General features: G+C 73.1%; 9 protein-coding genes. 4 read left to right on the forward strand and 5 right to left on the reverse strand.

Annotated elements, in window-relative coordinates:
- Positions 1-35 precede the first annotated feature (35 nt).
- Together IEY56_RS07025 and IEY56_RS07030 are read right to left on the reverse strand one after the other, a co-directional pair.
- Positions 36-2156 carry an N-acetylmuramoyl-L-alanine amidase gene (locus IEY56_RS07025; protein WP_189036185.1) on the reverse strand — a complete coding sequence of 707 codons (2121 nt, stop codon included), beginning with the start codon at positions 2154-2156 and terminating at the stop codon, positions 36-38.
- A gap of 293 nt (positions 2157-2449) precedes the next feature.
- Complete coding sequence (locus IEY56_RS07030) at positions 2450-3604, reverse strand: aminoglycoside phosphotransferase family protein (RefSeq protein WP_189036186.1); 1155 nt, start codon at positions 3602-3604, stop codon at positions 2450-2452.
- A gap of 239 nt (positions 3605-3843) precedes the next feature.
- Between IEY56_RS07030 and IEY56_RS07035 the strand changes: the two genes are divergently transcribed.
- On the forward strand, positions 3844-5346 hold the full coding sequence (locus tag IEY56_RS07035) for a DNA-binding protein NsdB (RefSeq protein ID WP_189036187.1): 1503 nt from the start codon (positions 3844-3846) through the stop codon (positions 5344-5346).
- 59 nt (positions 5347-5405) lie between these two features.
- Here IEY56_RS07035 and IEY56_RS07040 read toward each other — a convergent pair whose 3' ends face one another.
- The 3 genes from IEY56_RS07040 to IEY56_RS07050 all read right to left on the reverse strand — a co-directional run bounded on the left by IEY56_RS07040 (position 5406) and on the right by IEY56_RS07050 (position 12406).
- Entirely contained in the window at positions 5406-7628 is a 2223-nt protein-coding gene (locus IEY56_RS07040) for a glycoside hydrolase family 15 protein (protein ID WP_229711671.1), read from the reverse strand.
- A 1081-nt stretch (positions 7629-8709) separates the two neighbouring features.
- A complete protein-coding gene (gene dnaK, locus IEY56_RS07045) occupies positions 8710-10614 on the reverse strand; it encodes a molecular chaperone DnaK (protein ID WP_189036188.1) in 1905 nt (634 codons plus the stop codon).
- 280 nt (positions 10615-10894) lie between these two features.
- Positions 10895-12406 carry a PP2C family protein-serine/threonine phosphatase gene (locus tag IEY56_RS07050; RefSeq protein ID WP_189036189.1) on the reverse strand — a complete coding sequence of 504 codons (1512 nt, stop codon included), beginning with the start codon at positions 12404-12406 and terminating at the stop codon, positions 10895-10897.
- A 308-nt stretch (positions 12407-12714) separates the two neighbouring features.
- Between IEY56_RS07050 and IEY56_RS07055 the strand changes: the two genes are divergently transcribed.
- The 3 genes from IEY56_RS07055 to IEY56_RS07065 all read left to right on the forward strand — a co-directional run bounded on the left by IEY56_RS07055 (position 12715) and on the right by IEY56_RS07065 (position 17004).
- Positions 12715-14175, forward strand: coding sequence for a HEAT repeat domain-containing protein (locus IEY56_RS07055; RefSeq protein WP_189036190.1), 1461 nt, complete (start codon positions 12715-12717; stop codon positions 14173-14175).
- A gap of 167 nt (positions 14176-14342) precedes the next feature.
- On the forward strand, positions 14343-15854 hold the full coding sequence (locus IEY56_RS07060; protein WP_189036191.1) for a hypothetical protein: 1512 nt from the start codon (positions 14343-14345) through the stop codon (positions 15852-15854).
- A gap of 151 nt (positions 15855-16005) precedes the next feature.
- Entirely contained in the window at positions 16006-17004 is a 999-nt protein-coding gene (locus IEY56_RS07065) for a hypothetical protein (RefSeq protein WP_229711672.1), read from the forward strand.
- The last annotated feature ends 58 nt before the right edge of the window (positions 17005-17062 follow it).

Consider the following 17062-nt stretch of genomic DNA (forward strand, 5'->3'; position numbering starts at 1 on the left):
GCGGGGATGCCGGGCCCTCGTGGCGACCGGTGAGGCTACGAGGAGGAACGGATCAGCTTCACGTCGTCCGCCTTGACGAACGCCACGCGGTGACCGAGCTGGATCTGGTAGTACACGAGGTCGCCGCGAACCACCTTGAACTTCTCCGCCTTCGGGTCGTAGTCCTTCGCGTACAGGTACTCGCCGCGCGTCTTCAGGCCGACGGCGTACGCCTGCCCCTTGCCGATCTTGTACGGCAGGGGGGAGAGCTCCTGGAACGGGATGTCCGCCGGGTACGCCTCCTTCTCGGGGTAGGCCCGCCCGTACACCGGGATCTCGTCCTTGCCCGCCTTCGGGGTGACCATGCGGCCCCGTGCCGGGACGGCGGTGGGCTGCTTCCGGGGGTTGTGGAACCAGGCCTTCTCGCCGAGGTACCAGACCGCGGTCCACTCGCCCTTGCGCCCGGCGACGGCGTACTGCTGGCCGGTGCTGGCACGGGCACCCGTGTCGTTGACGCCGGTCGTGGAGTCCTCGCCCCCGGGACGCAGGCCGGCGTCCTTCACCAGGGGCGACGAGGCGTCGGGTGCGGTGTGGAGCCGTACGGCGCCCGAGCCGTGCGCCGGGCACGGGTCGCCCGAGTCGTCGCACCGGGTGTACTCCGGCTGGTGCTTGCCGTAGGCCGGCCTGATCGTCACCAGGTCGCTGCCGGCGCCGCCACCGGGCTTGAAGGGCTTGCCGAGCAGGGTGAAGTAGTGCTGCCAGTCGAAGTACGGGCCCGGATCGGTGTGCATGCCGGGGATGTTGGCGGAGGTGGTGCCGGGCACGTTGTCATGGCCGATGACGTGCTGCCGGTCCAGGGGGATGTCGTACTTCGCCGCCAGGTACTTCACCAGCCGCGCGGAGGAGCGGTACATCGCCTCGGTGAACCACGCGTCGGGGTCGGTCAGGAAGCCCTCGTGCTCCAGACCCACCGACTTGGCGTTGACGTACCAGTTGCCCGCGTGCCACGCCGCGTCCTTGCCACGGACGTGCTGGGCGATGTGGCCGTCCGAGGAGCGGAGCGAGTAGTTCCACGAGACGTACGTCGGGTCCTGGATCAGGTCCATCACGACGTTCCAGGGGCCCTCGGTGTCGTGCACCACGATGTAGTCGATCGAGGCGGACCGGGGCCGGTTCGCCTTGTCGTGGTTGCCGTAGTTCGGCTCGCCCTCGTCGTCCGTGTACTCCTCGTACGGGGCGGGGAGCCACTCGCAGGACACGTTCCGCGGGCACTCGGGGCCGGCCTTCGCCGCCGCGGAGCCCTCCCGCTTCGACGTGTCCCCGGCCGTCCGCGCGTCGTCGGCGCGCAGCGAGGGCGCCGCTTCGAGCGTGACCCGCTGGCCGGTGTCGTTGGTGCGCCGCGCGCCCGAACGCAGCACGTCGAAGACGTCGTTCGCGAAGGCCTCACCGGCCGCGCGCTCCGAGGCGCCGGGGAAGGCGGCCACAGCGCCGAACCAGTCCGCCGGGTCGGAGCTGAGCGGGCGGCCCAGCCGCTTCTGCGCGTCGGCGAGGAGCGCCGCACCGCCGCGCACGTTGGCCGCCTCCGACTTGCGAAGCTCCTTCCGGGAGAGCCCGGTCAGTTCGGCCGCCCGTTCGGCGGTGCGCAGCCTGGCGGGCACCTTCCCCTTTCCGAGCGTCGCCGCGTGGGCGGCCGCGGTGCGGGCCGCGCGCGCGGTGTCGCCGCGGGCGTCCTCCGTGCCCGCGTGGCCGTGGCCCGCCGGTGACGCTTCGGCGAGTGCCGTACGGGCGTCGGTGAGGTGCATGGGGCCGTAGCCGCCGGTCACGCTGGGCGCGCCGTCGTGTGCGTCCCAGCGTGACTGCAGGTAGGAGACGCCGAGCAGGACGCTGCGCGGCACCTTGTACTGCTCCGCGGCGTCGGTGAAGTGCTGCTGGAGCTTGGACGAGTCGCGCTGTCCGGCCGTGGCGTACGGGCCGGGCGAGGCGAGCGGCAGCAGCAGCGCCGCCGCCGCGGCACCGGCGGCGGTGACCGTGAGGGCGCGCGCGGAGCGCCCCCGCACGGGCAGCCGGTCCAGTGCGCGCCTGAGGCGGCGTCTGAGAGGGTCTGGGGCGTCGGGAACGGGGCCGGACGATTCATGGAAACCGGGCAAGGAAGCCTCCTCGGACTGGGCTCGTCGCATGCGGCGGACGCGAGCAGGCCTCAGAGGTATCGGTTGTACGATCATCCGTCAATGACCGTGGGGTGGGCACAAGTCGCACGTCAGCGGCGTACGTTCGGCCCCCCCCCGGCTCCTCTGCCCCCGTCCCCTCTGCCTCACGGTTCCGATCCGTGCGGGCGCGGTGGTGAGGACCGGCGGGCACGACGTCAGGGCCGGCGGCGGCCGGGCCTGCGGGGCGTCATCGGTGTGGACCGATGGCGCCCCGCTCGCCCCGCCCCCCCCGGATCGTCAACGCCCGGTGCGCGGCCGCCCGTTCAGCGGGTGCCGACAGCCGCCCGCACGGCACCCCGCGCCTGGGCGCAGTCGTCGTGCAGCCTGCGGAGTAAAAGCCGCTGCTCCTCACCCCTGGCCATACCGCCGGGCCGCTCGGCCGCGCCCTGCGACGCGACGGGAGGCGCGGGCTCGCGCATGGTGCGCTGCACGGCCGTCTCGTAGTGGCGGATCTCCCGGGTCAGCACCAGCATGAGGTTCACGAGGAAGGCGTCCCGGGCCGCGCGTCCCTGAGCCTGCGCCAGTTGGCTGATGTGCCGGCGCGCTATGGGCGCGTCACCCAGAACCGCCCACAGCGTCGCCAGGTCGTAACCGGGCAGGTACCAGCCCGCGTGCTCCCAGTCGACCAGCGCCGGGCCGGCGGGGGCCAGCAGCACGTTCGTCAGCAGTGCGTCCCCGTGGCAGAACTGCCAGGGCGTGCCGCTCCCGTACGTACGGGCGATCCCGTGCAGCAGCTTCTGCAGATCGCCGAGGTCGCGGTCCGTCAGCAGCCCCTGCTCGTGGTAGCGGCTGAGCTTCGCCGGATAGTCGACGGGCCGCTCGAATCCGGAGACGGGAGGCTGCCACAGGTTGAGCCTGCAGACCGCCCCGAGAGCGGCGCGCAGATCAGAGCGGGGCGGCGCGTCGAGCAGATGGCGCCTCATGGCCGCCACCCGCCCGGGCATCCGTTCGATGACGAGAACGCACTCCTCGGGGTCGGCGGCCACGAGCTTCGGCACACGCACGGGGGGACGGTGCCGCACGAATGTGCGATAGGCCCCTATTTCGTGCCTGAAGCGCTCTGTCGGAAGCTGCGCACGGTCCACGAGGCACTTGGCGACCACGCTCTTGCGCCCGGCCGTGCCCGCCACCAGCACCGAGCGGCCGACGCGGCGCAGGACCTGGACCGGCTGGAACTCCGGGCAGATGCGCTGGACCGAGTCGAGGGCCGCGCGGATCCGCTCGCCCTGAGGGCCGGTCAGGTCCAGCCTCCCGCTGACGGACTGGGCTCCGATGGCGCCGGAGAGCCTGCCCCGCGCAGGCCCGCGGGTGAGAGGGCCCCGGCCCGTGGTGGGAGGGAACGCCGGAGAGCCTCCGGCGTAGGTCGGATTTCCGAGCGGCCGCAACGGTGCGGACACGGAGGACGTCGCTGGATGCATGGTGAGCAGGGTCCCTTCGTGCGCCGGCAGGTCGCCGCGCCCGCCGGACGGCCCCGTGCGGTCCGCACCCTGGGGAATGCGGGCCGTCCCGGGACCTGGCCGGAGTGGCGCGTGCATACAGCACACCCGGGCGCGCGGGTGGCACACCATCTGGCGGACCCTGGCGAACCCTGGCGAATAGTTCCGGGGCAGTTGGGCGGGGGTTAATGTCAACTAAGCCGAGAACCTGGGGGCTTGACGTGACCAAGGGACCCAACACCCGCCTCGCGGACCTTTTCGGGCTGGCCGGATGGTCCAAGGGCGAACTCGCGAGACTCGTGAACCGGCAGTCGGCGGCCATGGGCCACGCGCAGCTGGCGACCGACACCTCGCGGGTGCGGCGGTGGATCGACATGGGGGAGACCCCGCGTGATCCGGTGCCGAAGGTGCTTGCGGCTCTTTTCACCGAGCGACTCGGCCGTGTCGTGACCATCGAGGACCTCGGGTTCAGCAAGCCGGGCAGAGCTGCCGGACGGCAGCATTCCGGTCTCGACGGGATGCCGTGGGCACCCGACCGGACAGCCGAGGTCCTCACCGAATTCACGGGAATGGACCTCATGCTCAACCGACGCGGCTTGGTGGGTGCGGGCGCCGCGCTCACCGCAGGATCGGCACTCACCAGTGCCATGTACGACTGGCTCCGTACGGCGCCGGCCCCCGCTTCCGGCTCCTTCGGCCCCGGCCCGGTCCGCTACGCGGACCAGGCCGCCATCGACAGGTACGACGCGGCCCCGGTGGGGTCCCAGGAGATCGAGGCGCTGGAGCACTCGGTCGAGGTCTTCCGCGCCTGGGACGCGGCCCGCGGCGGAGGACTCCAGCGCAAGGCCGTGGTCGGCCAGCTCAACGAGGTGGGCGGCATGCTCGCGTACCACCATCCCGACCGGCTCCAGCGGCGGCTGTGGGGCGTCGCCGCCAACCTGGCAGTGCTCGCCGGGTGGATGTCGCACGACGTGGGCATGGAGCCCACCGCGCAGAAGTACTTCGTCATCGCCGCGCACGCCGCGCGCGAGGGCGGGGACCGTCCGCGTGCGGGCGAGGCCCTCTCCCGCGCGGCACGCCAGATGGTGCATCTGGGACGCCCGGACGAGGCCCTCGACCTGATGAAGCTCGCGCGAGCGGGCTCAGGCGAGGAGACGCTGCCGCGTACGCAGGCGATGCTGCACACCATCGAGGCCTGGGCGCAGGCGTCCATGGGGCGCGGCCAGGCGATGCGCCGCACCCTCGGCAAGGCCGAGGAGCTGTTCGCGTCGGACAAGGGCGACGTACCGCCGCCGAGCTGGATGCAGATGTTCGACGAGGCGGATCTGCACGGCATGGAGGCGCTGGCCTACCGCACGCTCGCCGATCACGAGCCCGCCGCGGCCGGCTCCGCGGAACGCCACGCCAAGCAGGCGCTGCAGCTGCGGGCGCACGAGCGGCAGCGCTCGAAGATCTTCGACTGGATCTCCCTGGCCTCGGCCTACTTCATCGCCGACGAACCCGAGCAGGCGGACCGCTACGCCCGGCTGGCCCTCGTCAGCATCGGCGAGAACTCCTCCCACCGCACGTGGGACCGGCTGCGGGAGATGTACCGGCTGACGGGCAAGTACGCGAGCCACGCGGGAATCGCGGACCTGCGGGAGGAGATCCAGCTCGCGATGCCGAGGCACCACAAGCAGGCGCCTCCCCGCCTGCCCGGCGCTCGCGGCCTGCGCAGCGTCTGAGCGCAGGCCGGAGGGCACCGGAGCGGGCCGGGGAGCCGTAGCGGGGTCTCCCGTGTGCGTCAGCGGCGCACGTAGCGTTCGGCGACCACGGAGGGGAACTCCACCGGCGCGCCGTGCTCGAGCGACCGCGCGAGACGCAGGTACTGCGCGTGCGTCCACGCCAGAGGAGTCGCCGAGGCGGTGGCTGTGCCCGGCTTCTCGCGGGGAACCGGAGGCCGCTCGTCCCAGACCTGCTCCGGAAGCGTCAGCGTCTCGCTCGCGGTGCGGGCCATGTCGCGCAGCCTGCCCGCCGCCGATCGCCGGTCCCCGCGGAGCAGTTCGTACTCTCCGCGCTCACCGGCGAAGATCGGCCACAGCCGGCCGTGCGTGGTCTTCACCTCAGGGCGGTTGACGGTCCACTGCTCGCCGTTCGGCTGCTCGCCGTAGCCGTCGCCGGTGTAGCGGTACCAGTGGCGGCCCGAGGGCGTGTCGACGGCGATCTTGCGGTCGACGACGTCGAGGGAGTTGAGGACCACCGGGTCGTCGGCGGCCTTGACTCCCAGCCGGACGAGCTCCAGGAAGCCGGCGTCCACGACGGTGCGCTGGTCGACGGGGGTCTCGCTGTTGTTGCCGAGCTCGTACTTCTTGCCGGAGTTCGGCTTCCCGTTCTTCGTCAGCCGCAGGTAGTAGGGCTCGTCCGAGTCGGGGCCGTTGGTGGTGACGGTCCACTTCTCGACCGACTCCTGCCACTTGTCGGCGGCCTCTAGGTACTTGGCGACCTTGGAGCCCTGGCCGCCGCGGTCCAGCAGGTCCGCGAGGCAGACCAGCCCGGCGATCACGGAGGCGATCGTCGCGGGCGAGTAGCCCGACTGCTCCTCCCAGCGCTCCTGCTGGGTGTAGGGCGCCTTGTAGCCCTCCTCGCTTTCGTATCCGAGGATGAAGTCCGCAGCCCGCTCCAGCTGTTCGAGCGTGCTGTCGTCGTGGCGGTCAAGCAGCCAGGCCAGCAGCATCGGCGCGGCCGTCTCGTCGAGCTGGATGTTCGTCCAGAAGGGCTCGCCGTCGACCTTGCAGTTCTGCGGCCAGTGCCCGTCGGGAAGCTGGGTCCGGAGCATGTAGTCCAGTGCGCGGCCGGCCGCCGCGCGGTCGCCCGCGGCGAGGAGCCCGGTGCCTATCTGGTACTGGTCGCGCGGCCAGACGAGGTGGTAGGGGCCCGTCTCCGGGACCACGTGGCGGGAGCCGAAGTCCCAGGGCATGGAGGGAGAGGCGATGAACGCGCCGGGGTTCTTCTTGTCCTCGCTCGCCGCCAGCGTCACCACGGACGCCGTGTAGAGCGCGCGGTCCCCCGGAGTGCGCAGGCACGCGGGCGGCTGCGGGAGGGTCGCGAGGTAGGCGGTCCACCCGGCGTCGTACGAATGTGCGGAGGCGTGGAACCCGGACCGCAGCGAACGGCGGGCCGTCTTCACCGCGTCGTCGGCGCGCTTGCCGAAACCCAGCACCACGGTCTGCCGGGTGCGGGAGCGGCCGTCCATCCTCAGCCGTCCCAGCTGGACGATGTTGCCGGGTCCCGCGGTGGCGTAGTGGTTCTTCAACCGGCCGTCGTTCTCGGAGAGTTCGGTCCAGCCGTCGTTCACGCCGAGATAGCCCACGGTCGACTCGGCGAAGCCGTCCTCTGCCAGCAGCGCGCTCGCGGCGTTCTTGTCCCGGGCGACGAGTGCGCCGTCCTGCGGGTACGCCTCGTCGTCGTTGCCGTCACCGGAGAGCGCGGGGTCGTGGAGCACGTAGACCTGCAGCGGCGTGCCGTTCTGGGACCGGACCTCGACGTCGATGACGACGCTGGAGCGCTCCGGGTCCGTGACGTAGTGCGTCACGGCGCACCAGCCCTCGCCCTGACTCGTCTGCCGGTACCGGGGGGCGCCGCCGTGGCCGACCAGCTCGGTACGCGTGTCCGCCTGCCCGACCCGCTGGACGAACGTCCTGCCGTCGGTGACGACGAGCTCCGTGTGGCGGCTGGCGGGCGTGCTGAGGTCGGGGTAGTAGGTCTCGCTCATCCTGCCGCCCTGCAGGGTGAACCACGCGAGGCTGCGCTCTCCGCGGGCGGTGCCGAACCCGACCTTGTCCGCCGGGTCGAAGCGCGCGTCCTTGCCCGGACCTCCCGGTGCTTCCCCTGCCGCTGTTGCCGCGCCGCTGCGCGTACCGGACTGCCCGGCTGCCGAGGCGGTGCCGGCCAGCGGCACGGGGGCGGCGATGGCCGACGCCCCCACGAGTGCGGCTCGGAGGAAGTTCCGGCGGGAGTTCGTAGACACGCGTCCTCCAGGTGAGGCGTGAAGTCGGGCCCCCACAAGGCCCGTTCAGATGTGTTCACCATGTGAAGGCGTCCGTCCTGACGGCCTCCGCATGAGTGAGCGAAAGCCTTACCTCGGAAGACCTCTGCGTCAAGAGAGCCTGGTGTGACTCCAAACTATGAACGCGGAAGCGGAATTTGAGAGGAGTGCACGGCATGTCCCGCTTACCGGCGGGCAGTCAGGGGACCGCTGCGCAGGCGTCTGGCTGCCCCGCCGATCCACGCTGCGGCGGTACGGCTCCACGTCGGCGCACAGCTGCCGGCGGCGTACCGCGGCAAACCCGCCGGCCGCCGCACATCGCCCCCTGAGCGCTCCGCTGTCGCGGACCGCTCACCCCTTTCCCTGGCCCTCCTTCTTCGCAAGACGGCGGCGCTGCCCGGGAGTCGGACGGGCCGGGCTCCCGGTGTGTGACCGGGGACCGGGGACGCCTGGCTGCCGGCGCCGCGGGGCGGCAGGCCTCGGGTGACACCGGCGCCCTCCGCGAAGCGCTGCCATTCCGGTGCCGGCGGGGGCACGCGCCCCGGATTCCGGGTACCCGGTCCGGTACGGCCGCCGCAGGGTGCGCGCGGCCGAAGGTACCGAGGAGGACAGATGACGCCGTCCACCCGCGAAAGCGCGACGAGGACGAACGGGGCGCCGCGCCCGGCTCTGAGGGAACCCGCCCCTCCCACACCCGGTCCGGGGCCGGGCCCTCCGGGTCCCGAGCCCGGACCCGCACCGGGACCGGCCCCCGCCCCCGGCCCGGATCCGGTGCCGCCGCCTCCGCCGGGGCCGGGAGGGCCCGATCCCGTACCGCCGAACCCGCAGCCCCCGACGCCGGGTCCCGAGCCCGGTCCGGCTCCCGACCCGGCTCCCGGCAGCGGGGCCGGGGCGAAGCGAGGCTGTCGACCCCACGCACGCCGGCTGTCCGCTCCGTCCGCCTGAGGCGCCGGCCCCCTTTCCGGGTGAGCCGCCGTCAAGGTTCTCGACGCACGCCGAGCGCCGGGCACTCGGGGCGAGTGCCCGGCGCTCCGGCCTTTGCCCGACGACCTGGGGCGGACGGTTACGCGGCGCCCTTCTCGTCCCCCGTGCCCTCCCCCTTCTCGTCGTCGACGATCTCGGCGTCCACGACGTCCTCCTGGGCGTCCTCTCCGCCGGGCCCGGGGGGCTCGGTCCCGCTCGCTGCCCCGCCGGCGGCGGCACCGCCCGCGCCGCCCGCCTGGGCGTCGCCGTACATCGCCTGGCCGAGTTTCTGGCTGACGGCGGCGACCCGCTCGCTCGCGTGGCGGATGGCGGCGGTGTCCTCGCCCTTGAGGCGCTCCTTCAGGTCCGCGACGGCTTCCTCCACCTCCGACCTGACGTCGCCCGGGACCTTCTCCTGGTTCTCCTTGAGGAAGTCCTCCGTCGTATAGACGAGTTGCTCGGCCTGGTTGCGCGTCTCCGCGTCCTCGCGGCGCCGGCGGTCCTCCTCCGCGTACTGCTCCGCCTCCCGCATCATGCGGTCGATCTCTTCCTTCGGCAGGCTGGAGCCGCCGGTGACCTGCATCTTCTGCTCCTTGCCCGTGCCCTGGTCGCGGGCGGAGACGTGCATGATCCCGTTGGCGTCGATGTCGAAGGTGACCTCGATCTGGGGGACGTTGCGCGGCGCCGGGGGCAGTCCCGTCAGCTCGAAGGAGCCGAGCTTCTTGTTGTACGCCGCGATCTCGCGCTCGCCCTGGAAGACCTGGATCGTCACCGACGGCTGGTTGTCCGCCGCCGTGGTGAAGACCTCGGAACGCCTCGTCGGGATGGTCGTGTTGCGTTCGATGAGCTTGGTCATGACGCCGCCCTTGGTCTCGATGCCGAGGGACAGCGGGGTGACGTCGAGCAGCAGCACGTCCTTCACGTCGCCCTTGATCACTCCGGCCTGCAGCGCGGCCCCGATGGCGACGACCTCGTCGGGGTTGACGCCCTTGTGCGGGTCCTTGCCCGTGAGGTCCTTCACCAGGCCGGTCACGGCCGGCATCCGCGTGGAGCCGCCGACCAGGATCACGTGGTCGATCTGCGACACCTCGATGCCGGCGTCCCGCACCGCCGCGTGGAACGGCTCCTTGCAGCGCTCCAGCAGGTCCGCGGTGAGCTGTTCGAACTGGGCGCGCGTGAGCTTCTCGTCCAGGTGCAGCGGACCCTCGTCCGTGGCCGTGATGTAGGGGAGGTTGACGTTGGTCTCGGTCGCGGACGAGAGCTCGATCTTCGCCTTCTCGGCTGCCTCGCGCAGCCGCTGGACCGCCATCCTGTCCTTCGACAGGTCGATGCCGTGGCCGTTCTTGAACTGCTTCACCAGGTGGTCGACGACCCGCTGGTCCCAGTCGTCGCCGCCGAGCCCGGTGTCGCCGGAGGTCGACTTCACCTCCACCAGGCCCTCGCCGATCTCCAGCAGCGAGACGTCGAAGGTGCCGCCGCCGAGGTCGAAGACGAGGACCGTGTGGTCGTTCTCCTTGTCCAGCCCGTAGGCCAGGGCCGCCGACGTCGGCTCGTTGATGATCCGCAGGACGTTCAGGCCCGCGATCTCGCCGGCCTCCTTGGTGGAGGTGCGCTGGGAGTCGTTGAAGTAGGCGGGGACCGTGACGACCGCCTCGGTCACGTCCTCCCCGAGGTACGCCTCGGCGTCCCGCTTCAGCTTCTGCAGCACCCTGGCGGAGATTTCCTGCGCGGTGAACCGGTTGCCGTCCACGTCGCCGGACTCCGGGAAGCGCCACTCCGGATCTCCGGCGTGGCGTTTCACCGACCGCGCGGTGCGGTCCACGTTCGTGACCGCCTGCCGCTTGGCGACCTCGCCGACGAGGACCTCCCCGCTCTTGGCGAAGGCCACCACGGACGGGGTCGTCCTGGCTCCTTCGGCGTTCGGGACGACGGTGGGTTCACCGCCTTCGAGTACGGACACCACGGAGTTCGTGGTCCCCAGGTCGATTCCGACTGCTCGGGCCACCTCGACTCACCTCTCCTACGCCGTCACCGTCGCGAAAATCGGCGAGCGGCCCCGGAGCAGCAGGCGAACGGGCCATGGCCGGTACCGGGACCGGTCTGCCGCGCCCCACTGCCGCAAGGCCGCGGCGAATGCCTACACTTCCTGCATAAAAGTTGAGCCAGGCAGTGTCAAGGGCTGCCGGGGGTCGGTTTCGCGACGGCCGGCCCTCGGACTGCGGACGCGCGGCGCCTGCGCGGGAGGCACACACCGGACGCGGCAGTGGGGCGCCGGCCTTCAGGCGTCAGCCGCCGACCCGGGCGACCAGCACGCAGGCGTCGTCCCGGCCCTCGCGGTCGCCGAACTCCTCGACGACGGCGCGAACGCACTCCTGAGCCGTACGCGCCGCGGCGAACCGGCCGGCGAGAGCCAGCAGCCGCTGTGAGCCGCCGTCCTGCACGTGCCCGCCGGGCAGCAGGGGATCGAGGCCCGTCCCGGAGGGCGCGTCGCCGTACGAGGTGAGTCCGTCGGTGTGCAGGACGAGCAGGTCGCCCGCCTCCAGCACCTCGGTGCGCTGCCCGTACGCGGCGCCCGGGGCCGCGCCCAGCAGCACGCCCTCCGGCGGCCGCAGCACCCGCCCCTCGCCCCCGCGGAAGAGCAGCGGTGCGGGATGCCCGGCCTGCGACCACGTCAGGGTGCGGTCCGCGGGCCGGTAGCGGCAGCACACCGCGCTGCCCAGGGCCGGCTGTGCGGCGGAGTCGAGGAGCTGGTTCAGGTGACCCATCAGCGCCCCCGGCTCGACGCCCGCCACCGCCATGCCGCGGACCGCGCCCAGCAGCATGGCCATCCCCGACGTCGCCGCGACTCCGTGGCCGGTCAGATCGCCCGCGGACAGCAGCGTGGCGCCGTCGGGCAGTTCGAGTGCGTCGTACCAGTCGCCCCCGATGAGGGTGCTCGTCGCCGAGGGGAGGTAGTGCGAGGCGATGTCGAGGGAGCCGTCGGAGCGGGAGAAGCGCCGGGAGCCCCTCCACTGCGGCAGCACCGACTCCTGCAGTTCGACGGCGATGCGCCGCTCGGCCTGCGCCGCGTGCTGCTCGTGCCGCACCGTCTCGCGCGACTCGAGGACGGCCAGCTCGCTCCGGCGCAGCTCGCTGACGTCCCGGACGACCGCCCACATGGCCGCGGTGCCGCCGTGGTCGTCGAGGACGGGCTCCCCGAGGAGATGCAGCGTGCGTACGGCGCCGTCCGGCCGCATGATGCGGAACTCGCGGTCGATGGGGCGGCTGTCCACGAGGCAGTCCGTCACCGCCGCGGCGAGCAGCGGCTGGTCGTCCGGCAGCACCCACGAGGGAAGCTCGTCCAGGGAGAGCGGGCCCTCGGACGGTGCGCGCCCGAAGATGGCGTACAGCTCCGCGGACCAGGAGACGTCGTCGGTCAGAAGGTTCCACTCGGCGCTGCCGGACCGCGCCGGTAACCGGTCTCCGGGAGGCGCCTGACCTGCGGCTGCGAGACCCTCCGCCGCCCCGCCGTCCGCGCCGTGCCACTCCGGGGCGTCCGCGCCCGCTGCCGGGGCGCCCGCGCGGAGCTGGCCCAAGTGCTCGCCCAGGCCGTCCAGGTGGCGGGCGGCGAGATCGCACAGCGCCCGCTTCCACCGCGATGTGGGGTCGCCCGCCTCTTCCCCGCCCGCGCCCGCCGCGCTCGAGCGGACTGCGTCGATCCCGCCGCGCAGTCGGCGCGCCTGCGTGATGAGCGAGTCCAGCGTGCCGCGCTCGGGCGGCTGGGACGCCGGGCGGTCCGCATCGAGGTGGGAGGGCATGCGTTCTCTCCGATACGGGATGAGGGCTCGGTTACGACTGTTGCACAGGCTGCGACCGGCCGTAAGTGGTTTTGCCATACCCGATCCGGTGGTGCTGCGGGCATTTGTCCGCGGCCCGGGGCCGGTTGGAGCCGGGGAAGGGTCCTCGGCGCGTCGCGGAAGGGCTGATTCCCGGTAGGCTCCCGACGCCGGACACGCGCGTTCCGCACCGCCGGGAAACCCAGGAGTAGAACCGCGTGCAACGGCAAGGATGCTGGTCAACGGAAATCCCGTTGCCAGTCGGAGACCCCGCACCGGATGCTGACCTCATGTTCGTCGAGCCCGTCGATTCAGACATAGCGCCCAGCGGTACGCTGCTCGGCCTCCTGCAGCGAGGCCGCGGCGACGGCACGCTGCACGCCTTGGCGGCGCCGCGTGCCGAAGCCCTTGCCGCGCTCAGGCAGTGCGTACTCAACGACCCACGCCGCGACTGGCAGATCGAACACCGCTCCCTGTACTACGCGCGTCTGCACATGGAGCTGGACGCCGCCCTCGACGACATCGAGGAGCACCTCTTCCATCCGGACGACCAGCTCACCGCCGAGGACGACGCCGAAGTGCGCACGGGTCTCGCGCTGTCCGTGCTCGGCCACCTCGCCTCCTACCGGGACGGCGGCGCGCTCGAACTGCTGCGCCGCTACGCCGAGTCCGGCGCGAACTGGCAGTGGGCTCTGGACGAACTGGCAGTGCGCGACGACGACGAGGCGCTCCGCGCGCTCGGCCCGGCCGTCCTCGCTCGCTTCCCGGAGGACCGCCGGGGAGACGTGGCGCTGGCCGCCGCGGCCCGCAACGCCTTCGAACCTCGCCCCTGGCGGCTGTGGGCGGAGGACTCCGCACGTCCCGGCCAGGGCGAGCGGCTGCTGCGCGTGCGCGAACACGGCTCCTTCGACCGCTGGCAGCGGCAGCTGCGGGGTTCCGGCCCCCGCCCGGGCTGGAGCGTCCGCGCCGTCCTCGACTGGGCGCAGGAGGGCCACGACCAGCATCCGCGCGTCGCACGGGAATCGGCGGCGGCCCGCTGCCTGTCGGCCGTGGCCGGCCCCGAGGACCGCGCCGAGCTGCTCGCCGCCGCCCGCGGGCCGCGCGAGGCCGCACGGGCCGCCGCGCTGCGCCACCTGGCCGAGCGGGGGGACGAAGACGCCCTCACCCTGATCGAGGAGGCCGCCGCCGACCCCGCCGCGCTGGTCTCCCAGGCCGCTCTGGCCTCCTTCGCGCGGATGCGCAGCACCGCGGCGGTCGTCCGGGCCAGGCAGTGGGCGGCCGCGCCGGAGGGGACGCTGCCCGGCGGCCTGCAGACCGCCGCCGCCGAGATGCTCGCCTGCTGCGGCGGCGCGCACGACGCCGACGCCGTGCTCCGCGCGCTGCGTCGTACCGTCCGCGACGAGGGCCCCGACAGCGGCGCGCTGTGGCCGCTGGTCGACGGAGTCGGCAGGCTGGGCGTCGACTGCGCCGCGCCCGTGCTGCGGCACGTCTACCGCGAGACCGCCTCCTCGCAGCTGCGGGGCCGTACGGCCGCCGCTCTCGCTCTCACCGACCCCTCCTTCGCGGCGGGCTTCGCCGTCGAGTGCCTGTGGGACTGCGAGGAGACCACCCGCGCCCTGGCCGCCGAGTACGCGGCGACGGGGGACGAGCGGGTCGTGGAGCGCCTGCGGCGGCTGGCCGCCGACCCCGCCGAGGAGGCGGGCGTGCAGAGCGCGGTCCGCGGCAGGCTGAGTCCTGACGCGGGACGCTGAAGGCTCAGCCCGGGGACGCGGGACGCCGAAGATCCGGCCCGGACGCGGGACGCCGAGAGCGCCGCGAGTGGAGGCTTCCCGCCGGTGCGGCGGCTAGCCCGAGGGATGTAACGCCGCATCAGGGGCCGTTTCGGGCGTTGTCGGTGTGACCGCATAGTGTGTCCGTCGTGACTGAGCACGCCCCGCCGATCATCCAGTCCCCGGCTCCCGGCCCCGCCGCCGACGAGGGCCTGGCACGGCGGCTGCGCGCCCTGGCCTGCACCGCTCCGCTGCACGACCTGGACGTCCGCAAGGCCAACCTCGCGGGGGAGTACAGCACTTACGCCATGGCGGAGGTCGCTCTCAGCGCCATCGACGTCGTCACCCTCCAGATGGACTTCGACACCGGAGCCGACCACGAGGACGTGGTGGCCCGGCTGCTGCCCCGCATCGCGGCCCAGGCGCCCGGCCGTCCCGGCGCGGAGCACGAGCGCGTCGCCCGCTGGGTACTGGAGAATCTGGTCAACGTGGGCAGCGTCGACCGCGGATTCCGGGCCGTCTACGGCACGTTCGGGCCGGACGGCGCCTACGTCCGCCGCGACTACGACTTCAAGCTCATCGAGGAGGTCCCCGGCCCCGGCGGGAGCGTCTACCTCCGCACGACCGACGAGGCGGTCAACGTCCTGGTCGGCGCCCTCGACACGGACGTGACCAGCGCCCAGATCGCCGCCGAGGTCAAGCTGGAGGTCCTCATCAGCCGCGGCCGCCTGGCGGACGCCCAACTCGCCGCCGAGCAGGCGCGCTACCGCACGGTCCAGTACGCCGAGACGCTCCGCCGCACGCTGGAGGCCACCCGGCGGGACGTACGCGCCGTCGACTGGCTGCGCACCGTCCCGGACATGATCAGCGAGGCGCTGGAGCATGTCGCGGACCGTTACCGCCACGAGAACGCGATCCTGACCAACATCCGCCGCGCACGCGACGAGGCGGCCTCCGAACGCGGTCCCGACCACAAGCGGCGCGCCGCCGAGCTCGTCGACATCGTGAAGGACTGCATCCGCCGCCACACCCAGCTCCAGTCCCGGCTGCTGGCGGCCGGGCCGCTCTTCCGGGCCGAGCAGGACCGCCAGGCCTTCGCGCCGCCGGCGGCCCGCGCGGGGCTCGACCTGTACGGGCAACTGCTCGCCCCCCTGCTGCCGCTGCCCTTGGAGCAGGCGGGCCGGGTCACCGACGCCTTCTTCGCACGGGGCGCGGGGCTGCGCACCCCCGGGGCCGTCCGCGTCGGCGATCTGATCGACCTGCTCCTCACGCCTCCCGCCCCCCGCGAGCACCTCGGTGCCGAGATGCCCGAGCCGGACCTGATCGCCACCCCCGACGACAGCAGGTTCAGCGAGGAACAGCTGGAGCGGGCCATGGAGTTGCTGGACCTGCCTGCCGACGCGCCGCGCCGCCTCTCCGGCCTCCTCGCGGAGGCGAGGCGTCAGGATCCGGAACTCCCGTACCTCGTCTCCCTGCTGGCGGTCCACGCGGCCTCGCCGCCAGTGGGCACCGCCTACCGGCAGGGCGAGCAGCGCCTCCTCTTCGCCGTTGACGACGGCGAGGAGCTGGACGACCCCGAGTTCGGCGGGGCGGACCTCATCGTCGGCACGGCCCTGCTGGACGCGGAGGGCATGGCCTCGGACCGCTCGGAGGTGGCATGAGGCGGCCCCGGCCCGGTCTGGCGAAGTCCCTTCGGGCGCACGCCGCTTCGGGGTACCGCGGCGGTCCGTGCGGCCTTCGCGTCCGGCCCACCCAGCGAGCAGGCCGCGGCACGGTCCGCGGCCGGAGAGATCCACGAGGAGTACCGCACCCGTGAGCGACCACCGTGACGAGGCGGCCCGAGACGACGGCCCGGCCGGTGACGCCGTCGCCGGTTACGCCGCCGGAGCCACCACCCCCACCGAGGACTTCGGGGCGAGCGCCCTCTCGTCCGAGGGGGACCGCGCCGAGCACACCGGCCGCGCCGGGCACACCGGAGACGCGGGCCGGACGGCCGTCACGCCGGCCGACACCGCCGACGCCGCCCGCCTCGTGTCCTTCGGCCTCCACCCCAAGCTGCTGCCTGCCCGGGACGCCGAGTACGCCGAACTGCTCCGGCGCTACCGGGACGAGCCCGCCTTCGCGCGCCTCGCGGACGCCGTGGCCACCGGCCTCGGCCTCGTCGTCCTGGAGGTCTCCACCCGCGCCGGCATGGCGCTCGCCGCCGACGAGGAGTCGGTCTTCGCCGTGCGCATGGGCGACTATTCGCGTCGCGCCACCGCCGATTCCGCCGACCGCTTCCTCCACGGGCTCGCGCACCTCGCCGTGGCCGCGATGGCCTTCCCGCGTCCCGAGGACCTGGCCGACGACGGCTACATCGGCCGCATCACCGTCAACGGCGTGGACGGCTTCGTACGGCAGGCGTGCCGCAGGCTGGAGGAGCGCGCCGAGGAGGCGGGGGAGAACGCCGACCCGGTCACGGGAGCGCCCGGCCTGGAAGCGGCCTGGCGTGTGTACGCGCGCCGCAGTGCCACCGGAGCCACCAAGGACGCCCGGCGACTGGCCGGTTCGACGACCGGCATCATCGGCAAGGCCGTGGCCTTCCTGGTCGACTCCGGCTTCCTCCAGCGCACCGGTGACGACGCCGGAGGCACCTACCGCACCACGCCGCGCTACCAGTTGCAGGTCCGGGACATGGCGGGCAGCGCCGCGATGTCGGAGCTGCTGGAGCTGGGCGTCGTATCCGTCAGCGACGGCACGGCGAGCCTGCTGCCGCCGGGCGAGGGCGAAGCGGAGATCGCCGGGGACGCCGCGCTTCCCTTCCACTCCTGAACCGCCCCGGCCGCGAGGGACCCCGGTCCGCTCGCACCACGTCCCGCCGTCCCGCTGT

The sequence above is a fragment of the Streptomyces daqingensis genome (assembly GCF_014645895.1).
Taxonomy (GTDB): Bacteria; Actinomycetota; Actinomycetes; order Streptomycetales; family Streptomycetaceae; genus Streptomyces; species Streptomyces daqingensis.